This is a genomic window from Corynebacterium sp. HMSC074H12, assembly GCF_001813755.1.
Taxonomy (GTDB): domain Bacteria; phylum Actinomycetota; class Actinomycetes; order Mycobacteriales; family Mycobacteriaceae; genus Corynebacterium; species Corynebacterium hiratae.
The window spans coordinates 151,932-178,154 of record NZ_KV813927.1 but is presented as its reverse complement, the minus strand read 5'-3'; the positions used below and the strand labels follow the sequence as shown (position 1 = coordinate 178,154).

Genomic DNA, 26,223 nt, shown 5'->3' with positions numbered 1-26,223 from the left:
CTGCGCGCTCTTCGACCTCCAGAAGCCGCGGCTGTAGAACCTTTAGAATGGTCGCCATGACTTCTGCACAGCACTTTGATCTCGTCATCATTGGCACCGGGTCGGGAAACTCCATCCCCTCCCCCGAGTTTGACGATAAATCTATCGCCATCATTGAAAAGGGAACCTTCGGAGGTACCTGCCTCAACGTGGGCTGCATCCCTACAAAAATGTATGTCTATGCGGCCGACGTTGCGCTTGCTGCGCGTGAAGCCACGCGCCTTGGCGTCAGCGCCCACGTGGACGCTGTGGACTGGGAGGGCATTGTCAAGCGCGTTTTCGACAACCGCATTGATCTGATCGCCCAAGGCGGCGAAGAGTACCGCCGCGGGGAGGAGACCCCAAATATTACGGTCTTTGACCAACACGCGCGGTTCATCGGGCCAAAGACCCTGCAGGTGGGCGATGACATTATCACTGGCGACAACATCGTCATCGCTACCGGTTCGCGCCCGGTACTACCTGAGCCCTACGCCAGCGCAACTGCCCCGATCCATACCAACGAAGACATCATGCGCCTGGATAAACAGCCCCGCAGCCTCATCGTTGTCGGCGGCGGCTACATCGCTATGGAGTTCGCCCATGTCTTTGACGGCCTGGGCACCAAGGTGACCGTGGTCAACCGCTCGGAGACATTCCTCCGCTTCCTCGATGAAGACCTACGCTCACGCTTCAACGTCATCCTGCGAGAGCGTTTCGATGTCCGCATCGGTAGCGCCACGGCGGTGGAAGAAACCGCAGACGGTGTCCGCCTCACCTTGGATAACGGTGACGTCCTGGAAGCAGAGGCAATCCTTGTCGCCACCGGCCGCCAGCCTAACGGCGACCTGATGGATCTCTCCGCCAGTGGGATCGAGATGCACGAGGACGGACGCATCAAGGTCGACGAGTACGGCCGCACCACTTGTGAGGGCGTGTGGGCGCTGGGCGACGTCTCCTCGCCCTACATGCTCAAGCACGTCGCCAACGCGGAGCAGCGAGCAGTGCAGCACAATCTGTTGCACCCAGAGGATCTTCAGCCCATGCCCCACGAGCACGTTCCCGCCGCCGTCTTCACCCACCCGCAGATTGCGACCGTGGGCCTCACCGAAGCCCAGGCCCGCGAGCAGGGCTACGACGTCACAGTGAAGGTACAGAACTTCGGCGATGTCGCCTATGGCTGGGCCATGGAGGATTCAACGGGCGTCTGCAAGCTCATCGCCGACCGCTCGACCGGTCAGCTCCTCGGCGCTCACCTCATGGGCCCGCAAGCCTCCACTCTCATACAACAGTTAATCACCGCAATGAGCTGCGGCCTCGACATGCGCACGTTCGCCCGTTCACAGTATTGGATCCACCCGGCGTTGCCGGAGGTCGTCGAAAATGCCGTTTTGGGACTAGAGTGGCTAGAGTGATCGTTACAGATCGTTCAGTGATTTATTTCACACTACCCTTGAACTACTTTCCCCTTATTTATCTATTGGCATTACAAGGCCACCTTAACGCCCGCAACATCACTCAGCCAGCTTTCAGGGTTTAACCCAATTTGGGGGTACCCCTGCCGCTTGCGTAAAAGAACGCTCCAACTAGCGTGCATTTTGGCTGACCGTTGGATAGGTTTTATACAGACACCGGAACGAGTCGATGGTCTCTGTCGGCTCAGTGTGTTTTGGGGATACCAAACTCATCCCTATCCCTGTGAATCGAGGCTCCTCCGCCAGGAGGCCTTGCACGTACGACATTAAGGAATTTTGATATGCGTATCCGCAATGCAGCCCTCGCCGGCGCTACCGCTCTCGCAGTTGCCTTCGGCGGCTCCACCGTTGCCACCGCAGCCACCTTCGACGGCTCCAACACCACCGAAGCTGTCGAAGACGCAAAGGGCGGTCAGCCTTACGACAAGCCTGAGGGCTCCCTGTCCTCCAAGGTTGGCGGCTGGTTCAACGTCGACGAGGACGACAACATCGGCACCGAGGCTGACGGCCGTGCCATCTTTGGTTCCTCCAAGTCTGAGCACTGCGATGAGGGCGAAGCTGGCGAGTGCACCACCATCGGCGACCAGCCGACCTGGGCCAAGACCTTCTACGGCGTAGGCGTTGCTAGCGCCGTCGCTTCCATCGCCGGCCTCATCGGCGTGGTCTACAACTTCTTCGTCCACGGCCCGTCCTTCTAAGACGCCCCACACACTTTCCGAAAGGCTTAAACTTCATGCGTAACTTCCGCACCGCCGCTGTTGCTGCTGCAACCGCCGCCTCCGTTGCTTTCGCTGGCACCTCCGTTGCTTTCGCTGCTGAGAACACCGAGGAAACCTCCCTCTCCTCCGAGCTGTCCTCCGCAAACGAGAAGGTCAAGGAGGACGACAGCGACGCTACCCTGTCCTCCAAGTGGGGCGACGCTACCGAGGGTGACAAGAAGGTCACCGGCGCTGACCTCTTCGGCGAGAACACCGCTGATGACACCACCAACCCGACCTGGGCTAAGGCTTGGCGTGAGGGCACCTACGCTGCTATCGGCTCCGCCATCGCAGGTGCCCTGTTCGCTGCGTACAACTTCGCTGTGTACAACCACATTATCCCGGCACACGTGCTGGACCCGATCTTCCGCCGCTAATTAGTACGCGGACTCGCTGATTAGCTCAGCGCCTTAGAAAGCGCCCATCTCCTTTTACGGAGGTGGGCGCTTTGTCTATCTCCGACCTCTGGCGCAACGGGCGCACGCACCCCCTCCAAACTGACGAAAGTGCTCCGGATCCTTTGAAGAATCCGGAGCACTTTCGTCAACAAGGGCAGCTCTGTGCGTCTTAAGAGGTACTGTCTTAAGACCGAGCCTTACCGCCTCTTAGCTAGTCGAGTTCACCAGGCAGGGTAAGGATCTCGTTGCCGTCATCGGTGATAACGATGGTGTGCTCGAACTGGGCGGTGAACTTGCCATCGGTGTTCTGGACGGTCCAGCCGTTGTCCCAAATCTCATAGTCCAGCGAGCCCAGGTTGATCATCGGCTCGATGGTCAGCGTCATTCCTGGCTCAAGGATGTCGCGGTAGGTCATAGAGTCGTAGTGCAGCACGACGAGGCCGTTGTGGAAGGTGGGGCCTACACCGTGGCCAGTGAAATCGGTAACCACGTTGTAGCCGAAACGATTGGCATAAGACTCAATAACGCGACCAATAACGTTAATCTCACGGCCGGGCTTCGCCGCCTTGATGCCGCGCATCATCGCTTCCTTCGTGCGCTCCACCAACAGCTTGTGCTCCTCCGAGACATTGCCGGCGAGGAAGGTGGCGTTGGTATCGCCGTGCACACCATTCTTGAAGGCAGTGACGTCGATATTGACGATGTCGCCATCCTCAATCACCGTGGTATCCGGGATGCCGTGGCAGACAATCTCATTGAGGGACACGCAGCAGGATTTCGGAAAGCCCAAGTACCCCAGCGTCGACGGGTAGGCACCGTGATCGCACATATACTCGTGCGCAACGCGGTCAATCTCATCCGTGGTCACACCGGGAGCCACAGCCTTTCCGGCTTCCTGCAGAGCGTTGGCCGCGATGCGTGAGGCCTCACGCATGGCCTCAATGACCTCCGGGGTCTGCACAAATGGCTCGCCCTGCGCTTCCTGGACCGTATCTTTCCACACGTACTCTGGGCGTTCGATATCCTTCGGTACCGTGCGGATTGGAGTATCTTTTTCTTGTTTCAGCATCGCGCGCTTAGTCATAACTACTCATGGTAGCCCTCTTCCCCAGCACCCGACAAAGAGCACCATTGGCACACTCATGAGCGCGCGCTACTGCTCTTGTGCGGGAGCAACCTCGCCGTGGCCTTCCGCGCGGAGGGCATCCAAACGCTGTAGGAAGTTATCAGTGATGTTGACGGAAATCGTCGAGCCACCACCCAACACCACGAGAGTGGCGAAAGCAATGTCATCATCGCGGAAACCGGTAAACCACGCGTGCGAGCCGTCGTTGATTTCTGCCTCACCGGTCTTTCCATAAATGGTTCCCTGTGCTTGCATACCCGCCGCAGTACCGCTCGCCACCACCTGACGCATCATGTCCCGTACCTGATTCAGCGTCTCCTCACTCGGCGCGGGGACCTCCTCGGAAACCTTGGTCTCCCGTGTCTCGATGAGAGTCGGCGTCGGGGTCCTGCCAGCCGCTACTGTCGAAGAAACAAGCGCCATGCCAAAGGGAGAGACAAGGTCAAGGCCCTGGCCATAGCCGGCTTCCGTGCGTTCAAGCGGGGTTTCTCCCTCTGGGATCGAACCGGTAATCGTCGAGAGCCCCGGCACCTCATAGTCGATGCCCAGCCCGTATTGCTTGCCCACGTCGCGAAGCTCACCCTTGGGGAGGTCGGTCGAGATCTGCGCGAACGTGGTGTTGCAGGATTGTGCAAAGGCTTGGCGCAGCGGTACCGAACCGAGCGAGAACCCGTTGTAGTTGGTCACGGTGCGCCCGTACAGATCCATGGTGCCCGGGCAGGGCACGATGGAATCTGTGGACAGGCCTTGCTTGTCGACGCCCGCCGAGGCCGTAATAATCTTGAAGACCGATCCGGGAGGGAACTGGCCTTGGAGGGCGATGTCGCCCTTCTTATCTGCTTCCGGGGTTTGCGCCACGGCCAGAATTTCGCCCGTGGAGGGGCGCATGGCCACAATCATGGCCTCGTACCCGGGGTGCAGATTAATGGCTTCTTGCGCAGCACGCTGAACGTCATAATCCAGCGAAACCTTGATGGACGGAGCCGCTTCGGGCTCGTGATACTCGACGTCGGATAGCGCAGCCCCGTGTTCGTTCACGACAGAGACGGACCAACCATTCTTGCCATCGACTTCTTCAGAAACCATGGATCGCACACGGGAGAGGATGTCGGGTGCCAGGCCGGTATCGCGAGTGATGAGCGCCGGCTCCTCATTGAAGCGAATCCCCTTCTGGTTTTCCAGGACGGGACGCAGCCTCGCTGCCTGGGCCTCGTTGAGCATGGTGACCGAGTAGGAGCCATCGATTCCTTCGAGGTTTGTGGCAAGTTCGCCAGAATCAACCTCCGGAATGGAATCATCCTCCCGATGCGCTTGGCTCAAAGCGCCGGAAATCTTAGCTGCCAGCGGACGCGGGTCATCGACAGCGTCGGTATCGACAACAAGGCGGTATTGCAGCCCCGGTGACATCAGCTCGACGCCATCGGAGGAGACCACGCCTGCGCGCTTCGGCGCGACTGAGCGCAGCTCGAGGTGCTGGTGTGCGCCGAGATCGGGGTGAATGATGCTGGGCTGCCAGCGGACAGTCCAGTCCTTGTCCTTGCGAGTCAAGGCCATAGACGTGTCATAGCGGAGGGAACGATTACGCGGCAGAGTCCACGTCACTGAATAGTGCGCGGTGGCCTGGGCTTCTTCCTGGTCTACGCCGGTCAGTTCGACGTCGAGGCCCTCTGCTTGCAGGCCCGCGAAGGTGGCGTCGAGGGTGTTCGTGGCGGTGGTTCCGTCATCGATCAGCTGTACCAGCTCTTCATTGTTGCGAGTTTCCATGCTCTCAAGAAACTCTTCTGCAATTGGGCGCGCGGACACCGGCTTGGGGGTACATCCCACCACAGACGACGCCGCGAAACCTACCGCACCCAGCAGCGCCACGAACCTCTTCATGCTTGGGCAGCGTAGCAGCCTGGGGCGGCGCGGCGGCCACCCCACACCGCAGGCGTGCTACTTGGTAACGCGAACCTCAGCCTTGGCGCCTTCCACGGCCTCCAGGCCCTGTTCTTCTGCCAGGCGCATTGCTTCTTCGATGAGCGTTTCCACGATCTTGGATTCGGGCACGGTCTTGATGACCTCACCCTTGACGAAGATCTGGCCCTTGCCGTTGCCAGAGGCCACACCGAGATCTGCATCGCGGGCCTCGCCCGGGCCGTTCACCACGCAGCCCATAACGGCCACGCGCAGCGGGAATTCCATACCGTCAAGGCCCTCGGTGACCTCGTTGGCCAGCTTGTACACGTCCACCTGTGCGCGACCACAGGACGGGCAGGAGACAATCTCCAGCTTGCGCGGGCGCAAATTGAGGGACTGCAGAATCTGGTCACCGACCTTGATCTCTTCGACCGGGTCCGCGGACAAGGACACGCGGATGGTGTCACCGATGCCTTCGGCAAGCAGGGCACCGAAAGCGACCGAAGACTTGATGGTGCCCTGGAATGCGGGGCCGGCCTCGGTAACGCCGAGGTGCAGCGGGTAGTCGCACTGAGCGGCGAGCTGGCGGTAGGCCTCCACCATGACGACCGGGTCATTGTGCTTTACGGAAATGGCGATATCGCCATAACCGTGCTCCTCGAAGAGCCCGGCCTCCCAGAGTGCAGACTCGACGAGGGCCTCCGGAGTGGCCTTGCCGTACTTCTCCATGATGCGCTTGTCCAGGGAGCCTGCGTTAACGCCAATGCGAATCGGAATACCAGCATCGCCGGCTGCCTTAGCTACCTCCTTGACGCGGCCATCAAATTCCTTGATGTTGCCCGGGTTAACGCGGACAGCGGCACAGCCGGCATCGATGGCGGCGAAGATGTACTTGGGCTGGAAGTGAATATCGGCAATCACCGGGATCGGGGACTTCTGCGCAATTGCTGGCAAAGCCTCCGCATCCACAGTCTTCGGACAAGCTACGCGAACAATATCGCAGCCACTGGCGGTCAGCTGAGCAATCTGCTGAAGGGTGGCGTTGATGTCATGCGTCTTCGTCGTAGTCATCGACTGCACGGAGATGGGGTGGTCAGAGCCCACGCCAACCTGGCCGACCATGAGCTGACGCGTCTTGCGGCGCGGCGCCAAGGTGGGAGGTGGGCCGTCGGGAATACCAAGACCAATAGGGGTCGACATGTGTGCTCCTTGCTAATTGGGTTTTAACGCCCCTACTCTAGCACCGCGCACGACAGCGGGAGCAGGCAGCCAGATCACTAGCCAAACAGCCGAATTGGGTTGACCACGTCCGCAATCATGATGAGCGCACCCACCGCCATAAGAATGAAAGCCAACACATAGGTCACCGGCATGAGCTTGGTGTAATCCGCCGGGCCCTTCGGTTCCTTGCCCATGAGACGGCGCAGGGCATCACGGATCTTTTCGTAGAAAATCACGGCGATGTGACCGCCATCAAAAGGCGGTAGCGGAATGAGGTTGAACAACGCGAGGAAGAAATTGAGGGTGGCCAGCATCATAAAGAAGGAGGACCACAGACTGCGCTCCACCAGCTCGCCGCCCACACGGGAGGCGCCCACCACGGAAATAGGCCCGTTGACATCACGCTCCTGCCCGAAGATAGAAGCCACCACACCCGGAATCTTTGCCGGGAATTGGGCGATGCCCTGGACGGTGGCGTTCAAGGCATATCCCGAGTAGCGCGCGGTGGCCGGGATAGCGTCGACAAAGGAGTAGGTCTCCCTGATATCGATAATCTGGTTGGTCATGCCGATGGCGCCGACCTTCACCAGCTGTCCCTCCGCGTTGAGTCGAGTCACCGTAGCAAGCGTGATATCGAAATCACGCGCTGCACCATCGCGCTCGACGGTGAGGGTGACGGTGTCACCGGGGTAGTTCATGACGGTATCGCGAAGCTGCGCGAAGGAGTCCATAGTCTCGCCGTTGAGCGCGACAACGATATCCCCCGGCTCCACGCCCGCTTCACCGGCTGGGCCCAGGCCCTGGCAGGGTTCTAATTCACCCTCGGCATTCTGGTTCACAGCACAGGAGACCTCCCCTACGCGTGGACGAACATCCGCGTCTGGGTTAGGCAGGCCGGTGGTCATGGCAATGATCAGCAGGATAATGAATCCCAACAGCAGGTTAACCGTGATACCGCCGGCCAGAACGATGATCCGCTGCCACGCCGGCTTCTTATACATGGCATAGGGCTCTTCTTCCTCCGTGAGGAACTCATCCTGCGCCGTCATGCCCGCGATATCGCAAAAGCCACCCACTGGAAAAGCGGCAAGGCCGTATTCGGTGTGGCCACGTGTAAAGGAGGCGACGCGCGGCCCAAAGCCGATAAAGTAGCGCCGCACTCGCATCCCGAAGGCACGGGCGGTGAACATGTGGCCCGCCTCGTGTAAGGCAACGGTGATGCCGATCCCCACAGCGAAGAGGACTATACCGAGGACATTTGCCATAAAATAGGGGGCTTTCTAACGAGCGAGCGAATCCACCAACGCATTAGCGCGACGGCGGGCCTCACCTTCCACGGCGAGGACATCATCGACGCTAGAGGGTACACCAGCAAACTCTGAGGCCTCACCCACGACGTGGCTAACCACGTCAACAATTTCCGGGAAGTGAATGCGGCCCGCCAAGAAAGCAGCTGCCGCTTCCTCGTTCGCGGCGTTGTACACGGCAGCGTGGGTACCTCCGGCAGCGGCCACCTCACGGGCAAGGCGAACGGCCGGGAAGGCTTCGTCATCGAGCGGCTCGAAGCGCCAATCATGTGCGGCGGAAAAATCTAACGCCGGCTGTGCGCCTGGCACGCGGTGCGGCCAATCCAACGCCAAGGAGATCGGCAGCTTCATCGACGGCGGGGAGCATTGTGCAATCGTGCAGCCATCGGTGAAGGTGGCCATGGAATGCACGATGGATTGGGGGTGGACGGTGACGTCAATGAGGTCCGGGTGGACGTCGAAAAGCAGCGTCGCCTCAATGAGCTCAAGGCCCTTATTCACCAACGTCGCCGAATTCAGGGTGTTCATCTGCCCCATCGACCACGTCGGGTGTTGCGCAGCCTGCTGCGGGGTGACATCCCACATCTCCTCGCGAGTCCACCCGCGGAAAGGACCACCGGAGGCGGTGAGTACGAGGCGCTCGAGCTCCACACCGCTGCCTGCGCGCAGGCACTGCGCCATGGCGGAATGCTCGGAATCCACCGGGATGATCTGCCCCTCCCCCGCCAGGCGGGTCACGATGGAACCACCAGCAACGAGGGATTCCTTATTCGCCAACGCCAACAGCTCACCCTTCTCCAAGGTGGCGATGGTGGAGGCCAAGCCCATGGAGCCCACAAGCGCGTTGAGGACCTTATCGGCGTCCACCGCCTTGACCAGCTCCTCGGCAGAGTCTGGGCCCGAAAGCACGGTGCCACCGAGGGCCTCGGAAACGGTGCGTGCCGCATCGGGCTTGGCGACGGCCACGTGGTCAAACGAAAGGTTGAGCGCACGAGCCTGCTCAACGACGAGCTGCGGGTTGGAACCGCCGGCGGCGATACCCACGACTGTGAACTTATCCGGGTTATCCGCGATAACGTCCAGAGCCTGGGTGCCAATCGAGCCAGTAGAGCCGAGAATAAGAATGCGTTGGGTACTCACCCTCTCAACCCTAGCCGGTCAACCCAAGCAAGAGTCGTGAGCGCTGCGCTAACGATAGTCGGGGGTGTTTAATCGCGGTTATCGGCAGGATCATTTAAACTACTACACAGAATAACTGGCATTTTTCGTGCACTCGCTCGAATCAATTAGTTCTAAGCAGGGCGAGCTGCATGTACACGCAAAGGAGAGCAAGTGTCTTCCCACAAGCCGGCATCGCAGGTTTTCGACGGCGTATCCACCGATGACGTCCCGTCCGCAGGTTTCGGTTGGTCCCGCATCAGCCGCTCGGGCGTACAGATCGCTGGTTGGACGTCCGTCGTGTTCCTGCTTGCTTATAACTTTGGTAACCACAAGGGTCACGTGGAGACGATCTGGCTCTTCGCCCTGGCAATCCTGATTGCCCTTGGTCTGGTGATTTACGCCCTGCAGCCAAAGCTCTCCCAGGTGCGCACCCTGACCGCCCGTAACAAGCCGGTGGGCCACGAGGAACCGGATTGGGCATATGAGCAGAAGACCGTTCACAACGTCTACGCTTCCCTGACCGATGATGAGCTGCGCGCCCTCAACATTGAGCCCTCCCGCATTGCTCACCTCCGCGGTGTTTCCGAAGGCCGCCACGCCGCCAAGCCGGTGACCAACTAAAGCTTCTTCGCTTTAAACAAAGCTCCCTTCCCGCAGTTCATGAATGGACTGCAGGAAGGGAGCTTTTTCTGTCTGCCCTTGTCCCCTAGCTCACGTAACGGTTGACCTTGGCGTAGATTTCCGGCGTCCGCTCTTGTGCCTTGTTTCCAGCGAACCGCCAGACCCCGGCGTAGACAAGCGACGGAACCAGCACGGAAACAATCAACGCGGTATACAACAACCAGCCGCCACGCTCATAGGCGAGGGCAGAAACCACGATGCCAGGAAGCGCGGGCCCCCACACCAACAGCATGCCGACAAACGCAGTGAGAAAAGCACCAGCAGAATAGCCAGACTTATCATTCCACCGGTTCTGCCCAGGAGCGGACAAGGGATAAGGGTTAAGCACGGTCAGGCCCAAACCCACCGCCGCGGTGGAGATGAACACGCCTATGGCCACAGCTGTGCTCAACAAGCCCAAGGTGAAGTTCTCGCTAAAGACAAGAGCCACTACGGCGAGCAGAACAAACCCAATAAAGGGAATAGTCACGTGTGCGAGGTGACGCGCATGAAGGATGGTGCGCGGGGCAACCGGCGCCACCATATGGACCCAATTCGATGGCCCATCGAAGCCATAATCATTAGCCAAGAGAGATGAGAGCACGATTGCGCTGAAGCACAGCATGAAATAGGCGGTGAAATCATCGCCTCTCCACAACTGATAGAGCGTCAGCACGCCGAACAGAGGCATCATGTACAGCATGCCTGTTTGCCGTTTATCACGGGTGAGATAGCGCAACGCGCGGGTATATTCCATCGCCGCAGGGCTGGAATAAGACCACGCGCCCAACTCCAACTTGGACACGCCCTTTCCTGTCACCTCGCTGGCTACGTCACCACCCGCTCCCGGATTGCGCATGAGACCAGTTATCTGACGGGACCACACCCAGCCAAGCAGCCCAAGGCTGGCCACCGCGATGAGCAGTTGGGCTAGGGCGGTGAGGAGGTGACCGTCGGCAAGCGCGAGCGTCCACCCCACCCCTGCGCCAAACGGGGTCCAGGCGCTAACGGCACCCACGGTGTGAAGAGGCGGCAAAGACTCCAAGACACTCTGCGCTTGCAGCATGCCAAAGACCAGCAGGCCCATAACCACCATCGCCGCGATTTGGGTACGGGATTTCTGGGAATCTGCGATGACGGAAGCCACTTGGCCGAGACATTCGCCGAAGATGATGGTTGTCGCGCACGATAAAACCATGCCCACAACGAAGGGCACTGCAGCCCACCCAGGCCCCGTCAGAATAAGAAAGACACTTCCGATGACCGCATACACTAGGGAAAAGACAACCGACATGATAGCGCGGGTAGTCAGCAGGCCCGACAAGAAAAGGCCCGGAAGAACCTCGCGGGAAGTCAGAGGAAGAGCTCCTAAGGTTGTCGGACTCAGTTGCTTCTCCCCCGCCGGCATGAAGAGAGCGAGGAGTACGTAGATGAGCATGCCGCCTGCCACCCCGACAGTCAGCGCTTGGTAACCGTGGCCCGGGGTGGTGATATCGGAATACACCATGAATGCGAGCGACAGGAGGCCGAGTGCCCCGTAGATCAGCATCATAAGCCCCATGATGAGCGTCGCCGGGTTGGAGGAAACGCTTCGCCACCACAGAGTGCGATGAAGGCTGAACAGAGTGGATGTCATTCGCGCTCACCTGCCGCTGGCGAGCGCAGCCACCCAAACTTCGAGGCGTCCAGATCCCGTCCCCCAACGGCCGCGATGAACAGATCGCTCAGGCTTTGGCCCTGCCGGACATCATCCACGTGGCCTGCGGTGATGACTTGGCCGCCGTTGATGATGGCAACGTGGTCACAAAGCCCCTCAACAAGCTCCATGACGTGCGAAGACAAAATAACCGTGCCGCCACGCGCAGCATAGGCGCGCAGCATCTGCTGGATGAGGCGCCCGGAGACCGGATCCACGGCTTCCAGCGGCTCATCCAAGATGAGCACCTCTGGGTTGTGCAGGACGGCGCCGGCCAAGAGGATCTTTTTGGTCATGCCGGCGGAATAATCCGCAATGCGCTTATCAGCGGCATCGGAGAGGGAGAGGGCGTCGAGAAGCTCCTGGGCACGGCGGAGCGACTCGGTGCGTTCCAGTTTGTGCAGCGCTCCAAGGTAGTGGAGGTACTCAGCGCCGGTCAGTCGGTCAAAGACCGGTGCCCCATCCATGAGCAGACCCATGGCCCGCTTGGCGGGGATGGGATCCTCCCACACATTGTGACCAGCGATGAAGCTGTGGCCAGAATCCGGGCGCTGGAGGCCACAGGCCATGGTCAGCATCGTGGTCTTGCCCGCGCCATTGGGCCCCACTATCCCGTAGATGGAACCACGCGGGACATCCAGGTTGAGGTGGTTGACAGCGATCTGAGAACCAAAGGACTTGCGCAGGTCGCGCACCGCAAGAGCTTGGGTGCGCGGATCAGCGGCTAAGTCCGCACGATAAGGATAAGTCATAAGCATTAACGGTATCAAGAACCATTAATGCTTTGTTCTCCGAAAAACTATCGTTAGGAAACTGTAAGCAGAGCCCTTAAGCGGTCTCGCGCTCATCAGCGGCGAGCTGGCCACAAGCCGCAGCGATTTCATCGCCCTTGGTATCACGCACGGTACACGGCACGCCCTGCGCGATGACGCGGCGAACGAACTCGTCCTGGCGCGCCTTCGGGGCAGCGTCCCACTCCGAACCCGGTGTGGGGTTGAGCGGAATGACGTTGACGTGAACCTTAGAGCCCAGTGCCGCATGCAGCTTCCGGCCCAGCATGTCGGCGCGAAAATCCTGATCGTTCTTATCGCGGATCAGCGCATACTCGATGGACACGCGGCGGCCAGACTTGTCGGCGTAGTACTTAGCGGCATCGAGCACCTCCTCGACCGGCCAGCGGTTGTTGACCGGCACGAGAGTATCGCGCAGCTCATCGTCCGGGGTGTGCAGGGACACTGCGAGGGTGCAGGACAAATCCTCATCCGCGAGCTTGCGGATGGCCGGGGCCAGCCCCACCGTCGATACAGTGACGTTGCGCTGGGACAATCCGAAGCCGCTGAGATCAGGTCCGGTAATCTGGCGCACCGCATGAACCACGCGCTTGTAGTTGGCCAGCGGCTCGCCCATGCCCATGAAGACAACGTTGCTTAAGCGCCCGCCTTCCTCTTCCAAAAGGCGAGCAGCGTGCCTAAACTGCTCCACAATTTCCGCGGTGGACAGGTTGCGGTCCAGCCCGCCCTGGCCGGTGGCGCAGAACGGACAGGCCATGCCGCACCCGGCCTGGGAGGAGATACACAGGGTGGCGCGCCCTGGGTAGCGCATGAGCACGGACTCCAGCAGCGTGCCGTCGTGCAAACGCCACAGGGACTTGGTGGTCTCGCCGTCGTCGGTGGAAGTCTGCCGAATGGGTTGCATGAGCGTGGGGAACAAACGCTCCTGGACTGCCTCGCGGGAGGCAGCCGGGATATCCGTCATCTCGGAAACATCGGCGGTGTGGTGGACGTAGTAGTGCTTGGCCAGCTGCTTTGCCCGGAACTTAGGCAGGCCAAGTTCCGCGAGCGCCTCAATGCGCTCGGCCTCGGTCAGGTCCGCGAAGTGCTTCGGGGGTAGCCCGCGGCGCGGAGCGGAGAAATTCAGTTTCAGTGGTTCAGCCATGGTAGAGCCCATTTTCCACGTTTTCAGCCACATTATCCAATCTAGGCTCTGCTGGAGTGGCGAAAGTGACATCTCAACCTATTTAATAGATGCATGACGAATCCAGAAAACTCCCCTGAGGAATTCCGCACCACCGCTCCGGCCGACGAGCCGCTGACCGACCTGTCTGCGGAAACCACTTCCGGTGGCGGTGCGGTGGAGCCGGCTCCGCGCGCAACCGACTATGACAATAAAAATGACGGAAAGGTCAAGGGCTCCTTCGCCGCCAGCACGTGGATTGCCCTCATCGTGGGCTTCCTGCTGCTCATCGTCCTTATCATCTTCATCCTGCAGAACCAGCACCAAGTACCGCTGAACTTCCTTAACTGGTCAGTGCAGTTCCCCGCCGGTGTCACTTACCTCATCTGCGCCATTGCCGGCGCGCTCATTATGGCCCTGGTGGGCGGCTGGCGCATGTTCGAGTTGCGCCGCCAGGTACGCAAGCAAGCGCGCCGCTAAGACCTACGGCGCCAGGGTGGTCAGGAAGCTCATTGCCACCCACGTGACCATCGCGGATGGCAGCATGCCATCCAGGCGGTCCATGATGCCGCCGTGACCGGGCAGCAAGGCAGACATATCCTTGATGCCCAATTCCCGCTTAAACTGAGACTCCACCAAGTCACCGAGGGTGGCGCAGAAAACGAGCCCGAGGCCCATGAGCGCGCCCACCCATGGAGTGTGGTGCAGCAGGAACGCGAAACTCAATGCACCGGTCAGGGTGCCGAAAACTACCGAGCCGGCAAAGCCCTCCCACGACTTCTTGGGGCTCACCGCGGGGGCCATGGGGTGCGATCCAAACATCACGCCGGCGATGAAACCACCGGTGTCGGAGGCGACGACGCAGAGCATAAACACGACAATCGACGCCGCCCCCGAGGCGAAGGGGGTCTCCACCCGCGAAAGCATCGCGGCAAAAGTGCCAAAAAGTGGGATCCAGGTGAGAACGAAAATACCCACGGACATATCGCGCAAATAGTTGATCGGGGGGCGATGTCTGCCGTTGTGAAAGAGGCGGCCGAACATGAGCGCCAAGACCGCAACCACATAAACCGCGACGAGGCCGGAGGCATTGAGGAACCACGAGACCCACACCATGGCTTGTCCCAAGACGATGAGCAACGTCCGCGGGACGTAGTAGGAGTGCTCCCGCAGCCTGGTAAGGACCTCCCACATGGCTAAGCCCAGCGCTGTGGCTACGACGAGGTACCACACAAGGGGCCCGGCCCACACCGCAAAGACAACGAGCGCACCCAAACCAACACCAACGGCAATCGCCGCGGGCATGTCTCGACCCGCGGAGTTTTTGGGTTTGGGCATTCGGCTCGAGTGCTCAGTGCTCACGCGTGCTCCTCATTCAATCGTGGGGTAAGTCAAGTTCTACACAGAAAAGACCGCCGTGCTGGTCGGTGCCTGGCGCGGCGGCAAGTCAAAACTCTGTGAGCGCGGAGGCTAGACCTCCATGAGCTCTTCTTCCTTGTTGGCTACGAGCTGGTCCACCTGCTCGATGTAGCCGGACGTAATCTTTTCCATCTCCTTCTCGGCGGCGATAACTTCGTCCTCACCCGCGTCGCCATCCTTCTGCAGCTTCTTCAGCTGCTCCATGGCACGGCGGCGGATGTTGCGGATAGCAATCTTGCCGTCCTCGCCCTTGCTCTTGGCCATCTTGACCATGTCGCGGCGGCGCTCCTCGGTCAGCTGCGGGATGGTCACTCGCAGTACCTGACCATCATTGGTCGGGTTCACACCGAGATCCGAGTTGCGAATTGCGTTCTCAATCTCATTCATCACGGACTGCTCATAAGGCTTGATGAGCAGCATGCGCGGCTCAGGGACCGAGATGGTGGCCATCTGGGTAATCGGGGTCGGAACCCCGTAGTACTCAGCGACCAAGCCGTTAAACATGGACGGGTTGGCGCGGCCGGTGCGGATGGTGAGCAGCTGCTCACGGGTGTGCTCTACCGAAGCGGTCATGTGCTCTTCAGCTTCGAGCTGGATCTCGTCGATCATGAGGGTTACAACTCCCTTGAAATAGTCAAAAGTTCTGGGAAAGAATTTAGCAGGTCGCAGCCCATTTGTACTAGGACTGGACCAGCGTGCCGATCTGCTCGCCGTTGACAGCGCGCTTGATATTGCCTTCCGTGAGAAGGTTGAAGACCAAAATCGGCATATTGTTGTCCATGCAGAGGCTGAATGCGGTGGCATCGGCCACCTTCAGACCCTTCTCAATAACCTCACGCGGGGTGATTTCGGAATACAGTTCGGCATCCGGGTTGGTGCGGGGGTCGGCCGAATAGACGCCATCGACTGCCTTGGCCAAGAAGAGGACTTCCGCGCCGATCTCTAGGGCTCGCTGCGCCGCAGTGGTATCGGTGGAGAAGTACGGCATGCCCATTCCGGCGCCGAAGATGACGACGCGGCCCTTTTCCAAGTGGCGGTCGGCACGCAGCGGGAGGTAGGGCTCAGCGATCTGTGCCATGTTGATGGAGGTCTGCACGCGGCAGTCGATGCCCTGCTGTTTGAGAAAGTCCTGCAGCGCCAGGGAGTTCATGACGGTGCCGAGCATGCCCATGTAGTCGGAGCGCGCGCGGTCCATGCCGCGCTGGGAAAGTTCGGCGCCGCGGAAGAAGTTACCGCCGCCGATAACGACGGCGATTTCGGTACCCTGCTGCGCCACCTCGGCAATTTGGCGGGCGACGTTTTCTACCACATCAGGGTCGATGCCGACCTTGCCACCGCCGAACATCTCACCGCCCAGCTTGAGCATGACTCGCTTGTATCCGGTTCGCTTCGGTTCAGGGTTGGTCACGGTCTTCATCGTCTCCTTCACGCATGGCGACGCTTCAGTTAAGCGCTTGAATAATTCTGTTCCATCTTAACCATAGGAAGCCGCTCGCTAATACTCAGCTGCGAGCGAGCCCCACCCTCAGGGGCAGGCTAAAACAGCGAACTCCCTCCCCCACTTGTTTCCTTTGGCCACACGGCGTAGGGAAAAGGAGTGGAGGAGGGAGCAGAAGGCAGTCGCCGCACGACAGGCGGCCATGACTGCGACAGCTTCAGGAGCGCTTAGACGCCGACCTCGTAACGGACGAAACCGGTAATGGTGGTGCCAGCCTCTTCTGCGACCTGCTTAACGGTCTTCTTGGAGTCCGACAATGCTGCCTGCTCCAGCAGGACCACAGACTTGTAGAAGCCGTTCAGGCGGCCTTCCACAATCTTCGGCAGGGCAGCCTCCGGCTTGCCCTCCTCGCGGGTGGTGGCCTCCGCGATCTCGCGCTCCTTCTCAACGATCTCAGCCGGAACGTCCTCGCGGGTGAGGTACTCGGCATTCATAGCTGCGATCTGGAGAGCGACTGCGTGTGCGCCTTCTGCGTTGCCCTCGTAGGACACCAGGACACCCACTGCCGGCGGCAGGTCAGCGGAACGCTGGTGCAGGTACACAGCTACGTTGTCACCCTCAATGGTGACGGCACGGCGGGCCTGCAGCTTCTCGCCGGTCTTTGCGGACTCTTCGTCGACGACCTCGGAAACCTTCTTGCCGTCAATCTCCAGGTTGTTGAGTTCCTCACCGGAGTTGACCTTGGCCTCACCAGCAGCCTCAGCGATCTTGGCAGCGAAGGACTTGAAAGCCTCGTTCTTAGCCACGAAGTCGGTCTCGCAGTTGATCTCCACCATCGTGTTGCCGGAGACAGCAATCAGGCCCTCAGTTGCCTCACGCTCAGCGCGCTTGGACACGTTCTTTGCGCCCTTGATGCGCAGGTACTCGACGGCCTTGTCGTAGTCACCCTGGGACTCGTCGAGAGCCTTCTTGCAATCGAGCATGCCGGCGCCGGTGGCCTCACGCAATGCCTTTACGTCTGCAGCAGTGTAGTTCGCCATAGTTGGAGCGATCCTCCTTGGATTTAAACGGTATTCGTTGAAATAGCGTAGCTGAATCGCTACCACCACGTCGCGTTGAGGGGGTGTTAGCTTTCTCCCACTCCCCCAACGGAGGAAACCCTCTGCGTGGTGTTTCACCCCTGTGGTGTGTCACGCGCCTTCGCAAGCTTCGGAAAACACGTGAGAAAAAGCCCCCATCGCCGCGGACAGTAGGCGCCGCGCGGTACGGGGGCTTCAGGTATGCAGATTACTCTGCGGACTTCTCGGCGTCCTCGGACTTCTCAGCGGAAGCCGGGTCAGACGCAGCGGCAGCCTCAGCGGCGTCGCGGGCGTCCTTCTCAGCGGTGTCGCCGGCGGCCTCCTTGGCCTGTGCAAGCTGGCGCTCCTCGCGAGCCTTCTTGCCCTCGTCCACAGCGGTGGCGATGATGCCGGAGAGCAGCTTGGTGGCGCGGATAGCGTCGTCGTTGCCCGGAATCGGGAAGTCGACCTCATCCGGGTCGCAGTTGGTGTCCAGGATGGCAACAACCGGGATGTTAAGCTTCTGGGCTTCCTTGACCGCGATGTGCTCCTTGTTGGTGTCAACGATCCACAGTGCGGACGGAGCCTTGGTCATATCGGAGATACCGCCCAGGACGCGCTCCAGCTTGGTGCGCTCGCGGGTCAGCATCAGAACTTCCTTCTTGGTACGGCCCTTGTAGCCGTCCTCAGCTGCATCCATAGCCTGCAGCTCCTTCATGCGCTTCAGGCGCTTGGAGACAGTCTGGAAGTTGGTGAGCATGCCACCGAGCCAGCGGTGGTTCACGTACGGCATACCAACGCGGGAAGCTTCTTCAGCAACGGCTTCCTGAGCCTGCTTCTTGGTACCAACGAAGAGGATGGTGCCGCCGTGTGCGACGGTCTCCTTCACGAACTCGAAGGCCTCATCGATGTAGGTCAGCGTCTGCTGCAGGTCGATGATGTAGATGCCGTTACGGTCGGTGAAGATGAAACGCTTCATCTTCGGGTTCCAGCGACGGGTCTGGTGACCGAAGTGGACACCAGCGTCGAGGAGCTCGCGCATGGTTACGACTGCCATGTTTCGCTCGCTTTCTATATGTTGTTTCGGTTTTGCAAAGATTGTGCGGTGTTTTATTCCGCACCCTAGCAACGAAGGCCCTGGTTAACACCCCATTATCCCGGGGACCACGTCAACCACGGACTGTCTCTTCCTTAACCCAGGAAGCGACTACTTCGCCGCGCGTAGTCAGTCCATGTGGTAACCATTCGGTGCCGAGCACAGACTGCTGTGGGCTAGCTTAGTACTGCACACACGGTGATTCCAAACGACGCGACCGAATCACCTCCGCTGGATTGTTGACAGGCTAAACGAACTTTTCCCTAGCGCACCATGGGTTACTTCTGTAACGAGTTATCCACAGGTCGACCGCACGCTCTTCCCTCGAGCCGCGCTCACGCGCAGGCTTGAGGTCATGCGTCACCGTCTACTTTGTTTATCTGCCCTGCTATGCGTTTGGGCCGCGCTTGCCGACGTCCCCCTCGCCGCCGCCTTCGTCGACCCCACCACTGGGGAGCCGGTTGCTTCGCGTGTCTTGCGTGGCTTCGAACCTCCTGAGAAGCGGTGGATGGCCGGGCACCGCGGTGTCGATCTGGATCTGCCCGTCGGCGGTAAGGTGCGTGCCGCTGGCGACGGCGTTGTGTACTTCGCAGGCTCCATAGCGGGTAAGCCAGCCCTTTCGATTGCTCATGGCAACGGCCTACGCACCACTTATCAACCAGTGTTCGCGCGGGTTAAGAAAGGTGACCGAGTGCAGGAAGGAGACGTGATCGGCACGCTCGCGCCGTCCGTGGATGGCTATCCGGGACTCCATTGGGGTGCAATTAAAGGTCGCGAGGACTACATCAACCCGCTGGATCTCCTCGGCGAGCCCGTCATTCGACTCAAGCCCGCGGGTGGGAGCGAGCGTAGACGTCCTTAAGGCGCTGGGCAGAAACGTGCGTATAGACCTGCGTGGTCTGCAGAGAAGAATGGCCGAGCAACTCTTGCACGATGCGTAAATCGGCCCCGCCCTCGAGCAGATGCGTAGCCGCGGAGTGGCGTAGGCCGTGCGGGGTGAGCCCCGGCGCGCCCGTGACTTGTGCGGCGCGTTCGACGACGCGGCGGACCTGGCGCGCATCGATTCGGCGTCCGCGCGTGCCCACGAAGACCGCTTCTGTTTCACCGGCGAGCTCGGGGCGCCCCGTCTTCAGCCAGGCGCGCAGCGCGTCGTGGGCCGCGTCCCCGAAGGGAACGACGCGCTGCTTATTGCCCTTACCGGTCACGCGCGCGGTGCGGCGGGAAAGATCCACATCCCCGATGTCCAGGCTCACCAATTCGGCTACACGCGCACCGGTGGCATAGAGAAACTCGAGCATGGCGCTATCACGCAGGAAATGGATCTCATCGGCGGAAACGGCATTGCCCATCAGCTCCCCGGCGGCGGCGGGCGACATCACAGTGGGCAGATGCTTGCCCACCTTGGGCGTAGCCAGGCGCTGGGCGACATCAGTCTCGAGGTGCCCCTCACGCGCGGCCCACGTGGAAAAGGCGCGCACCGCTGCGGTACGCCGCGCCAGCGTGGAGCGAGATTTTCCCTCATCGACGGCACCCGCCAGCCATGCGCGAAGGGCGTTCAGAGTAAATGACGAGAAACTCGGGACGTCGGCAGCCAGCAGGCGCAGGTCTGAACAGTAGCCACGGACGGTCGCCTCGGAGCGACCGCGGACAATGCGCTGATAATCCGCAAAGTCCTCGATCGCTTCCTCCAGCTGGCCACCCACGCGCCGCTCACTGTTACCACATGCTCCACTCATGTCACATGAGTGTACTCAGGTGCGCTGCCACATCGCGCCCGAGCGCGTTATCACCCCCATCTTTTGCATCGCCACGAGCAGGTGGATGGTCAGCGCCACCCGCATTCCCGCAGCAGCCGCGATATCCTCCGCACTCGCTCCTTCCTCCGCGCTTTCCGGCGGAGTGGAGTCATACACTTTGAGCTCATTGCGGGACAAGCGTTGTACCGGGGTTGGCTGGAACTCAAGTTCATACTGACCCGCAGCGTCTACTTCCCCGACTTTGCCCACGAGTCCGCGTATTTCATCGACTGAGGCCACCAGTTGCGCTCGCCCATCCTGGATGCGTTGGTGGCACCCCAAGGACCCAGACGTCGTGACTGGGCCCGGTACCGCCATGGCAACCCGGCCCAGGGCCTCCGCCCAGTTCAGCGTGTTTAACGCACCAGAACGAAACCCGGCTTCCACCACCACGGTGCCGCTGGTCATCGCCGCCACGAGGCGGTTGCGGGACAAGAAGCGGAAGCGCTGTGGCCGTGTGCCCGGCGCGAACTCGGACACGATGCACCCATTCCCGGCGATCCTGTCAAAGAGACGCGCATTGCGCGCCGGGTAGGAAATGTCGATACCGCAGGCTGCTACCGCGACGGTCTGCCCACCTGCGTCGAGAGCTGCCTCGTGCACCGCTGTATCAACCCCCACTGCCCCACCGGACACCACGGTCCATTGGTGCGCTGCGAGGCCACCAGCCAGAAGTGAGCCCACCTCCCAGCCGTACCGGCTCACGGCGCGCGTGCCCACCAGGGCAACGGATTGGGCTACCGCTTCGCGCAGGTTCCCGCCGCGAACCCAGAGGCTGTGGGGCGGGACTGCTTGGTCATCAAACGTCGCCGGGGCATCGACGAGCCCCTGGTGGTAGAACCCAAAGGCACGGGCAAATTCCTCCCCGGGCCACTCCGCGTCATCGAGTGTGATGAGCCGGGCTCCGACCGCCTCTGCGGCGGCGAGGTCTTCGTCTTGTCGTAGCCAGTCCCGCCGCGATGCCGTAGCCTGCCGCAGGGGTCCGATCCAGTCCTCTCCCTTATAGATTCCTCGCGCTATCTCCTCAGCCGGGTATTGGGTCAGCAGACCGTGGAGGGTTGGTGAGGGTCCTTCCACCACGCGGTTGAGGTAGGCCCAGGTGTGACGGCTGGTCGATACGTTGAGTTCGCTCATGCGGCCAGCCTTTCGATCGTGTCAGCGCCACGGAGATCGAGTGCGCGGCTGACGTGGTCAAGCTCAGGACGGGCGGTTCCATCGAGGTCTGCCAACGTCCACGCCAAGCGCAGCACACGATCCACCCCACGCTGGCTGAGCTCCCCTTCAGCCAAGTAGGCAGCAAGCATAATCATGGCCGACTCCGCTGCTGGGCGATGACGCCGCAAATAGGAAGCAGACACGGCGCCATTGACTACGCTTCCCAGCCCATCGGCCTCCCAGCGCGCCTTCATTCGTTCCCTGGCGGCGGCCACGCGTTGAGCAATGTCTGCGGAGGTTTCCTCCCCTTCTGGGTGCAGTACCGCGGATTGCCCCGACAAAGACACAATGATGTCGAGGCGGTCGCGCAATGGGCCCGAAAGGTTGGATAGGTAGTTCATCCTGTCTGCTGCCCGGCATTCGCAGCGTGACGGTTCCTCAGCGCCACAGCGGCACGGGTTCGCAGCCAACACCAGTTGAAAGCGGGCGGGAAAGATTACCTCGCGGCTAGCCCGAGTCAGGCGCACCTGTCCTTCTTCCAGCGGTGCGCGCAAGCTATCCAGTACTTGCGCCGGAACCTCGCTGACCTCGTCGAGAAAGAGCACTCCATGGTGCGCCAGACTCACCGCACCTGGCCGCGGGCGCCCCGATCCACCGCCAATCAGCGCGGCCCTCGTGACCGAAGCGTGCGGCGCGATGAAAGGGGCCCGGGAAATCGCGGTGCCAACGGCTCCCGCCACCGAGTGGATCGCGGTAGCCTCCACCGCTTCTTCCGTGGTCAAGCGCGGAAGGATGCCCGGCAAACGCGAAGCAATCATTGATTTGCCGGAACCAGGTGGCCCCACCATCATCACGTGATGGCCGCCAGCCGCGGCAACCTCTGCTGCCCACTTGGCTTCCCGCTGTCCGGCTACTTCGCTGAAGTCTGCAACTTGTTCGCGCGCGGGCGCCGCAGCGTGCGTGATCAGCTGCGCGTCCGGCAGGCAATCACTCCCGCATACCCAAGCGAAAGCATCCCAGAGGGTTTCGGCAACCAGCACTCGCATGCCGGGAACCAATGCTGCTTCCGCCGCATTACCAACCGGAATGATCAGCGTGTCATAGCCTTGCGAGCGCGCCGCCAGAATCGCCGGGATGATGCCGGAGACCGGGCGAACCTGCCCGTCCAGTCCCAACTCGCCGAGCACGAGCGCCCCGCTGAGCCGACTTTTCTCGCTCTGGCCTGCCGCTAAGATAGCCAGCGCCATGGGGAGATCGAAATGTGCGCCGGCCTTGGGCAACGATGCTGGTGACATGGACACCACGACCTTTGTTTTCGGCCACGGTAGGTGCGAGTTGCTCACCGCGGTCCGGATGCGATCCCGCGACTCCGAAATCGCGGCATCACCCAGTCCCACCACATGGACACCGGGCAGCCCGGGACCCACGTTGGCTTCCACGGTGACCACCCTGGCCAGCACGCCATCTAGCGCAATCGTGTCGCACCTACCGAGAGCCATGGTCAACTCCCTGGAAATACTCCACGTCGAAGGTTTCCCCCTTCTCAGCCCCTGTGGACACGAGCCCGAGTACATCAAAGCGAACCTTGCTTAAGGGCTGGGTAGTACTCCGCCTTGCGCTCAGCCACTGCGCGGCAGCCTTGCGAAGGCGCTTCAGCTTGCGCGGTGTTACCGCTTCAGCGACGCCAAAGTTGCGGGTTGCCCGGGTTTTAACTTCACAGAAGACGATGGTTCCATCAGGCTCGCGCACAACGAGGTCGAGCTCGCCCACACGGTAGTGGACGTTCGCGGCTATCACCTGAGCCCCGCGCGCTCGGTAAAAGTCAGCGGCGAACTTCTCCCCCGCTTTCCCCAGTGCATCCGCAGGGCGGATGGTCTGCCCCACGCTCGGTGAATGCACGGAAGTCGCTAGATTTTTTGTCATTATGGTGCTCCTTGGAATTGAACGTGTACACAACACGCCGCAAGCACGACACAAGACAATTCCTGTGCCGCACACCCCCTTACGGCACTTCCAGAACACCTCACTCGGTATCCCCCTGGCGAGAGCTTTGAGCCTCCCCACACCAAATCTGTGGATAACTAGTCCGGGCTCACCACTTTATTGGCACCCGCACCCCGCACATGAGCTTTACTCTGGGAGGACAAAGTCCGGCTTGTCCAGCTCTTCAATGTTGACGTCCTTGTAAGTGATCACACGGACGTAGCGCACAAAGCGCGCCGAGCGGTACATATCCCATACCCATGCATCGGACATGCGGACCTCGTAATAGACGTCCGGTCCAGACGTATGCGGAATGAGCTCGACCGCATTGGCCAGGTAAAACCTGCGTTCGGTTTCCACCACATAGGAGAATTGGCTGACTACATCGCGGTATTCGCGGTACAGCGACAGCTCGACTTCAGCCTCGTAGTTATCGAGTTCCTCAGCGCTCACGGTGTGCTTCTCCTTCGCTCACAATCAACCGGGATCACGGTGTCACAGATTGAGCACCAGCTTAGTTCCCGCACCCCGCCTCAGGCTTCAGGCGCGCGCGAGGAATTGCGCATGAGCCCCAGCAACGTTGCGATAACTCATGCGGTGCTCCGGCGTCGCTCCCAACTGCACGATGGCCTCTTGGTGTGCGGCGGTGCCATACCCCTTATGCGATTCCAAGGCATAGCCCGGGTAGCGCTGCGCGAGCTCATCCATCAAGCGATCACGAGACACCTTGGCCACAACGCTTGCCGCAGCGATGCAGCGTGCGGCAGTATCGCCGCCGATGATCGGCAGTTGCGGGGTAGGCAGGCCGGGGACAAAGAGGGCGTCGCTCAGCACATAGCCCGGTCGGACCTTAAGCTGTGCCACCGCGCGGCGCATCCCCGACAGGTTGGCGTGCTGGATGCCAAAGGCATCGATGTCCTTTGCTCCCACGTGCACCACCGACCACGCCAGCGCGCGACGTTTGATCAGCGGCTCCAGCTTCTCCCTGGCCGCCGGCGTGAGCTTCTTCGAGTCATCGAGCCGCTCCAAACCGGGAATGATGCGATCGGGCAAAATGCACGCGGCAATCGTCACCGGCCCGCAGCAGGCCCCACGCCCGGCTTCATCCACCCCCGCGACAGGCCCCAGCCCCGCCTTGGAGAGCGCAACCTCATAGGTTCTCTTCTGTTTGAGACGGCGCATAGCGTTTACGCCGGTTGAGCATCGATAGTCTGGGCGCGGCTGAACGGCATCACCACGGCGGCGACCTTCCCACGAACGTTCTCCACGGGTACGGTGCCCTGCAGTTTGTCTCCGAGGTGAGCGCGCGAATCCAGCGAGTTTGTGCGATTGTCTCCCATGACCCACAGGTGACCCTCCGGGACCGTGACGGGACCAAAGTAGGCGCCACCGCAGGCCTGCGAGCCCACGCGTTCATCAACAGGTATCTCCGGCGGATTCAGAACGAAGTCCTGGTTGGTGGGCTTGCCATCCACCATCACGGCTGGATCCCCCTCCTGGCATGACACGGTCTGCCCGCCGGTGGCGATGACTCGCTTGACCAAGATGTTGTCGCCGTTGGGAACGAGCCCCACGGCGGCACCAAGGTTTTGTATGCCGCGCAGGAGCACGTTGCGGGAACGCTTTACCTCAAAAGACGTGTTCCACGAGTCTGGCCCGGAAAAGACCACGACCTCCCCAGGACGCGGGTCGTTGAAGTAATAGCTCATCTTCTGCACGGCGATGCGGTCATTTGTGCATCCCGGGCAGCCATGCAGTGTGGGTTCCATGGAGGAGGACGGGATGAGGTACATCCTGCCCACGAAGGCCTGAATCAGCGCCAGCGCCACGAAGGTAACTGCCAGCGCCCACAGGACATCGCGAACTCTAGGACTGGATGTCCGGGTCATCGACTCCACCGATGCGGTTGAAGGGGAAGTAGATGAACATGACCTTGCCGCGGACGTTCTCCAGCGGGATCGTTCCTTGGAACTCATCCTGCATGTGATAGCGCGAGTCCGCGGAGGCCGTGCGGTTATCTCCCATCACCCAGATATTGCCCTCTGGCACGGTCACGGGGCCAAAATACGCGCCGCCACAGGCGTAAGAACCGGTGGTCTCATCAACGCGATACGTCGGCGGGTCCTGCACATAGTCCTGTTCGATGGGCTTGCCATCCACCATGACCGCAGGATCACCCTCCTGGCAGGACACGGTCTGGCCACCGGTAGCAACAACACGCTTGACCAAGATGTTCTCGTCTGGCGGGGTGAGCGAAACGTAGCTCAGCGCGTCCTGAATGCGGTGGATGACCGGGTTGTCGGAACGCGGCGATACCCAATTCCTGTCCCAGTCCGGCGTTCCCTTGAACACCACGACATCACCGGGCTCTGGGTTCTTGTCGCCGTAATAGGAGACCTTCTCGGTAAAAATGCGGTCGTTATTGCAGCCTTCACAGCCATGCAAAGTCGGCTCCATCGACCCTGATGGAATGACGTACTGCCGGCCCACAAAGTTTTGGAAAACACCAACGACCGCAAGCACGGAAACCATCACCAGTGCGGTCTCCAGCAACCAAGGCATCTGCTTCTTTTCCTCAGCGGGGGGTGCTGCGCTCTCCGACGCCT

General features: G+C 60.7%; 27 protein-coding genes. 6 read left to right on the top strand and 21 right to left on the bottom strand.

From position 1 onward, the window contains the following. The first annotated feature begins 47 nt into the window (after window positions 1-47). The 3 genes from mtr (at window position 48) to HMPREF2932_RS08660 (ending at window position 2,628) form a co-directional block, all read left to right on the top strand. Window positions 48-1,433, top strand: a complete 1,386-nt coding sequence (gene mtr, locus HMPREF2932_RS08670; protein ID WP_049155408.1) for a mycothione reductase — start codon at window positions 48-50, stop codon at window positions 1,431-1,433. Window positions 1,434-1,774: 341 nt separating this feature from the next. Continuing rightward, window positions 1,775-2,191 carry a hypothetical protein gene (locus HMPREF2932_RS08665; protein ID WP_049155406.1) on the top strand — a complete coding sequence of 139 codons (417 nt, stop codon included), beginning with the start codon at window positions 1,775-1,777 and terminating at the stop codon, window positions 2,189-2,191. A gap of 35 nt (window positions 2,192-2,226) precedes the next feature. Next, window positions 2,227-2,628 carry a hypothetical protein gene (locus tag HMPREF2932_RS08660; RefSeq protein WP_070512652.1) on the top strand — a complete coding sequence of 134 codons (402 nt, stop codon included), beginning with the start codon at window positions 2,227-2,229 and terminating at the stop codon, window positions 2,626-2,628. 232 nt (window positions 2,629-2,860) lie between these two features. On the opposite strand, the gene map is transcribed toward HMPREF2932_RS08660, so the two are convergent. The 5 genes from map to dxr form a co-directional block, all read right to left on the bottom strand. Next, window positions 2,861-3,733, bottom strand: coding sequence for a type I methionyl aminopeptidase (gene map / locus HMPREF2932_RS08655; RefSeq protein ID WP_046648064.1), 873 nt, complete (start codon window positions 3,731-3,733; stop codon window positions 2,861-2,863). A gap of 69 nt (window positions 3,734-3,802) precedes the next feature. After that, the gene (locus tag HMPREF2932_RS08650; protein WP_070754146.1) at window positions 3,803-5,653 is read right to left on the bottom strand and encodes a penicillin-binding transpeptidase domain-containing protein; all 1,851 of its coding nucleotides are present in this window, start codon (window positions 5,651-5,653) and stop codon (window positions 3,803-3,805) included. 57 nt (window positions 5,654-5,710) lie between these two features. Further along, the gene (gene ispG / locus HMPREF2932_RS08645; protein WP_070701698.1) at window positions 5,711-6,874 is read right to left on the bottom strand and encodes a flavodoxin-dependent (E)-4-hydroxy-3-methylbut-2-enyl-diphosphate synthase; all 1,164 of its coding nucleotides are present in this window, start codon (window positions 6,872-6,874) and stop codon (window positions 5,711-5,713) included. A 77-nt stretch (window positions 6,875-6,951) separates the two neighbouring features. Then, a complete protein-coding gene (locus HMPREF2932_RS08640; protein WP_071409992.1) occupies window positions 6,952-8,160 on the bottom strand; it encodes a M50 family metallopeptidase in 1,209 nt (402 codons plus the stop codon). A 15-nt stretch (window positions 8,161-8,175) separates the two neighbouring features. Continuing rightward, a complete protein-coding gene (gene dxr / locus HMPREF2932_RS08635; protein WP_070701702.1) occupies window positions 8,176-9,342 on the bottom strand; it encodes a 1-deoxy-D-xylulose-5-phosphate reductoisomerase in 1,167 nt (388 codons plus the stop codon). A gap of 192 nt (window positions 9,343-9,534) precedes the next feature. Here dxr and HMPREF2932_RS08630 point away from each other — a divergent pair, with 192 nt between their 5' ends. Beyond that, window positions 9,535-9,984, top strand: coding sequence for a DUF2631 domain-containing protein (locus tag HMPREF2932_RS08630; protein ID WP_010190371.1), 450 nt, complete (start codon window positions 9,535-9,537; stop codon window positions 9,982-9,984). Window positions 9,985-10,069: 85 nt separating this feature from the next. Here HMPREF2932_RS08630 and HMPREF2932_RS08625 read toward each other — a convergent pair whose 3' ends face one another. The 3 genes from HMPREF2932_RS08625 to rlmN all read right to left on the bottom strand — a co-directional run bounded on the left by HMPREF2932_RS08625 (window position 10,070) and on the right by rlmN (window position 13,654). Next, window positions 10,070-11,659, bottom strand: a complete 1,590-nt coding sequence (locus HMPREF2932_RS08625; RefSeq protein ID WP_246818645.1) for an ABC transporter permease — start codon at window positions 11,657-11,659, stop codon at window positions 10,070-10,072. After that, entirely contained in the window at window positions 11,656-12,477 is an 822-nt protein-coding gene (locus HMPREF2932_RS08620) for an ABC transporter ATP-binding protein (RefSeq protein WP_070701704.1), read from the bottom strand. The genes HMPREF2932_RS08625 and HMPREF2932_RS08620 overlap by 4 nt, the downstream gene beginning before the upstream one ends. Window positions 12,478-12,547: 70 nt before the next feature. Then, window positions 12,548-13,654 (bottom strand): dual-specificity RNA methyltransferase RlmN, encoded by a 1,107-nt coding sequence (gene rlmN / locus HMPREF2932_RS08615; protein WP_070512717.1) that lies wholly within the window; start codon window positions 13,652-13,654, stop codon window positions 12,548-12,550. Window positions 13,655-13,747: 93 nt separating this feature from the next. Here rlmN and HMPREF2932_RS08610 point away from each other — a divergent pair, with 93 nt between their 5' ends. Further along, window positions 13,748-14,152 (top strand): LapA family protein, encoded by a 405-nt coding sequence (locus HMPREF2932_RS08610; RefSeq protein WP_046648056.1) that lies wholly within the window; start codon window positions 13,748-13,750, stop codon window positions 14,150-14,152. A gap of 3 nt (window positions 14,153-14,155) precedes the next feature. Here the strand turns inward: HMPREF2932_RS08610 and HMPREF2932_RS08605 are convergent, their stop codons facing one another. From HMPREF2932_RS08605 to rpsB, 5 genes are all read right to left on the bottom strand, one after another. Beyond that, a complete protein-coding gene (locus tag HMPREF2932_RS08605; protein WP_175973262.1) occupies window positions 14,156-15,010 on the bottom strand; it encodes a phosphatidate cytidylyltransferase in 855 nt (284 codons plus the stop codon). Window positions 15,011-15,142: 132 nt separating this feature from the next. Further along, on the bottom strand, window positions 15,143-15,700 hold the full coding sequence (gene frr / locus HMPREF2932_RS08600; protein WP_046648055.1) for a ribosome recycling factor: 558 nt from the start codon (window positions 15,698-15,700) through the stop codon (window positions 15,143-15,145). Window positions 15,701-15,770: 70 nt separating this feature from the next. Further along, the gene (gene pyrH, locus HMPREF2932_RS08595) at window positions 15,771-16,508 is read right to left on the bottom strand and encodes a UMP kinase (protein ID WP_070512635.1); all 738 of its coding nucleotides are present in this window, start codon (window positions 16,506-16,508) and stop codon (window positions 15,771-15,773) included. A gap of 248 nt (window positions 16,509-16,756) precedes the next feature. After that, window positions 16,757-17,569, bottom strand: a complete 813-nt coding sequence (tsf, locus tag HMPREF2932_RS08590; RefSeq protein ID WP_070701706.1) for a translation elongation factor Ts — start codon at window positions 17,567-17,569, stop codon at window positions 16,757-16,759. 247 nt (window positions 17,570-17,816) lie between these two features. Then, complete coding sequence (gene rpsB, locus HMPREF2932_RS08585) at window positions 17,817-18,644, bottom strand: 30S ribosomal protein S2 (RefSeq protein ID WP_010190382.1); 828 nt, start codon at window positions 18,642-18,644, stop codon at window positions 17,817-17,819. Between the two features lie 394 nt (window positions 18,645-19,038). Between rpsB and HMPREF2932_RS13185 the strand changes: the two genes are divergently transcribed. Beyond that, on the top strand, window positions 19,039-19,545 hold the full coding sequence (locus tag HMPREF2932_RS13185) for a M23 family metallopeptidase (protein WP_070515659.1): 507 nt from the start codon (window positions 19,039-19,041) through the stop codon (window positions 19,543-19,545). Here the strand turns inward: HMPREF2932_RS13185 and HMPREF2932_RS08575 are convergent. The 8 genes from HMPREF2932_RS08575 to lepB (HMPREF2932_RS08540) form a co-directional block, all read right to left on the bottom strand. Continuing rightward, the gene (locus HMPREF2932_RS08575) at window positions 19,508-20,419 is read right to left on the bottom strand and encodes a tyrosine recombinase XerC (protein WP_049155390.1); all 912 of its coding nucleotides are present in this window, start codon (window positions 20,417-20,419) and stop codon (window positions 19,508-19,510) included. The genes HMPREF2932_RS13185 and HMPREF2932_RS08575 overlap by 38 nt on opposite strands. 15 nt (window positions 20,420-20,434) lie before the next feature. Further along, complete coding sequence (gene dprA, locus HMPREF2932_RS08570) at window positions 20,435-21,613, bottom strand: DNA-processing protein DprA (RefSeq protein ID WP_049155388.1); 1,179 nt, start codon at window positions 21,611-21,613, stop codon at window positions 20,435-20,437. Further along, window positions 21,610-23,133, bottom strand: coding sequence for a YifB family Mg chelatase-like AAA ATPase (locus HMPREF2932_RS08565; protein WP_070701708.1), 1,524 nt, complete (start codon window positions 23,131-23,133; stop codon window positions 21,610-21,612). Before HMPREF2932_RS08565 ends, dprA begins: the two co-directional genes overlap by 4 nt. Further along, on the bottom strand, window positions 23,120-23,557 hold the full coding sequence (locus HMPREF2932_RS08560; protein ID WP_049155384.1) for a YraN family protein: 438 nt from the start codon (window positions 23,555-23,557) through the stop codon (window positions 23,120-23,122). The genes HMPREF2932_RS08565 and HMPREF2932_RS08560 overlap by 14 nt, the downstream gene beginning before the upstream one ends. Before the next feature lie 207 nt (window positions 23,558-23,764). After that, on the bottom strand, window positions 23,765-24,070 hold the full coding sequence (locus HMPREF2932_RS08555) for a DUF2469 domain-containing protein (RefSeq protein ID WP_005528899.1): 306 nt from the start codon (window positions 24,068-24,070) through the stop codon (window positions 23,765-23,767). Window positions 24,071-24,157: 87 nt separating this feature from the next. After that, complete coding sequence (locus tag HMPREF2932_RS08550) at window positions 24,158-24,799, bottom strand: ribonuclease HII (protein ID WP_046648047.1); 642 nt, start codon at window positions 24,797-24,799, stop codon at window positions 24,158-24,160. A gap of 5 nt (window positions 24,800-24,804) precedes the next feature. Then, entirely contained in the window at window positions 24,805-25,506 is a 702-nt protein-coding gene (gene lepB, locus HMPREF2932_RS08545) for a signal peptidase I (RefSeq protein ID WP_070701711.1), read from the bottom strand. After that, a complete protein-coding gene (gene lepB, locus HMPREF2932_RS08540; RefSeq protein WP_246818647.1) occupies window positions 25,484-26,179 on the bottom strand; it encodes a signal peptidase I in 696 nt (231 codons plus the stop codon). The genes lepB (HMPREF2932_RS08545) and lepB (HMPREF2932_RS08540) overlap by 23 nt, the downstream gene beginning before the upstream one ends. Window positions 26,180-26,223 lie beyond the last annotated feature (44 nt).

Bases quoted from the DNA above. Each gene is read 5' to 3' on its own strand.
- mtr (WP_049155408.1), top strand. From the start codon at position 48: ATGGTCGCCATGACTTCTGCACAGCACTTTGATCTCGTCATCATTGGC.
- HMPREF2932_RS08640 (WP_071409992.1), bottom strand. From the start codon at position 8,160: ATGGCAAATGTCCTCGGTATAGTCCTCTTCGCTGTGGGGATCGGCATC.
- dprA (WP_049155388.1), bottom strand. From the start codon at position 21,613: ATGAGCGAACTCAACGTATCGACCAGCCGTCACACCTGGGCCTACCTC.
- HMPREF2932_RS08650 (WP_070754146.1), bottom strand. From the start codon at position 5,653: ATGAAGAGGTTCGTGGCGCTGCTGGGTGCGGTAGGTTTCGCGGCGTCG.
- rpsB (WP_010190382.1), bottom strand. From the start codon at position 18,644: ATGGCAGTCGTAACCATGCGCGAGCTCCTCGACGCTGGTGTCCACTTC.
- frr (WP_046648055.1), bottom strand. From the start codon at position 15,700: ATGATCGACGAGATCCAGCTCGAAGCTGAAGAGCACATGACCGCTTCG.
- HMPREF2932_RS08625 (WP_246818645.1), bottom strand. From the start codon at position 11,659: ATGACATCCACTCTGTTCAGCCTTCATCGCACTCTGTGGTGGCGAAGC.
- HMPREF2932_RS08605 (WP_175973262.1), bottom strand. From the start codon at position 15,010: ATGCCCAAACCCAAAAACTCCGCGGGTCGAGACATGCCCGCGGCGATT.
- rlmN (WP_070512717.1), bottom strand. From the start codon at position 13,654: ATGGCTGAACCACTGAAACTGAATTTCTCCGCTCCGCGCCGCGGGCTA.
- ispG (WP_070701698.1), bottom strand. From the start codon at position 6,874: ATGTCGACCCCTATTGGTCTTGGTATTCCCGACGGCCCACCTCCCACC.
- HMPREF2932_RS08575 (WP_049155390.1), bottom strand. From the start codon at position 20,419: ATGAGTGGAGCATGTGGTAACAGTGAGCGGCGCGTGGGTGGCCAGCTG.
- HMPREF2932_RS08550 (WP_046648047.1), bottom strand. From the start codon at position 24,799: ATGCGCCGTCTCAAACAGAAGAGAACCTATGAGGTTGCGCTCTCCAAG.
- tsf (WP_070701706.1), bottom strand. From the start codon at position 17,569: ATGGCGAACTACACTGCTGCAGACGTAAAGGCATTGCGTGAGGCCACC.
- map (WP_046648064.1), bottom strand. From the start codon at position 3,733: ATGACTAAGCGCGCGATGCTGAAACAAGAAAAAGATACTCCAATCCGC.
- HMPREF2932_RS08565 (WP_070701708.1), bottom strand. From the start codon at position 23,133: ATGGCTCTCGGTAGGTGCGACACGATTGCGCTAGATGGCGTGCTGGCC.
- lepB (WP_070701711.1), bottom strand. From the start codon at position 25,506: ATGACCCGGACATCCAGTCCTAGAGTTCGCGATGTCCTGTGGGCGCTG.
- HMPREF2932_RS13185 (WP_070515659.1), top strand. From the start codon at position 19,039: ATGCGTCACCGTCTACTTTGTTTATCTGCCCTGCTATGCGTTTGGGCC.
- pyrH (WP_070512635.1), bottom strand. From the start codon at position 16,508: ATGAAGACCGTGACCAACCCTGAACCGAAGCGAACCGGATACAAGCGA.
- HMPREF2932_RS08610 (WP_046648056.1), top strand. From the start codon at position 13,748: ATGACGAATCCAGAAAACTCCCCTGAGGAATTCCGCACCACCGCTCCG.
- HMPREF2932_RS08660 (WP_070512652.1), top strand. From the start codon at position 2,227: ATGCGTAACTTCCGCACCGCCGCTGTTGCTGCTGCAACCGCCGCCTCC.
- HMPREF2932_RS08560 (WP_049155384.1), bottom strand. From the start codon at position 23,557: ATGACAAAAAATCTAGCGACTTCCGTGCATTCACCGAGCGTGGGGCAG.
- HMPREF2932_RS08665 (WP_049155406.1), top strand. From the start codon at position 1,775: ATGCGTATCCGCAATGCAGCCCTCGCCGGCGCTACCGCTCTCGCAGTT.
- HMPREF2932_RS08620 (WP_070701704.1), bottom strand. From the start codon at position 12,477: ATGCTTATGACTTATCCTTATCGTGCGGACTTAGCCGCTGATCCGCGC.
- lepB (WP_246818647.1), bottom strand. From the start codon at position 26,179: ATGCCTTGGTTGCTGGAGACCGCACTGGTGATGGTTTCCGTGCTTGCG.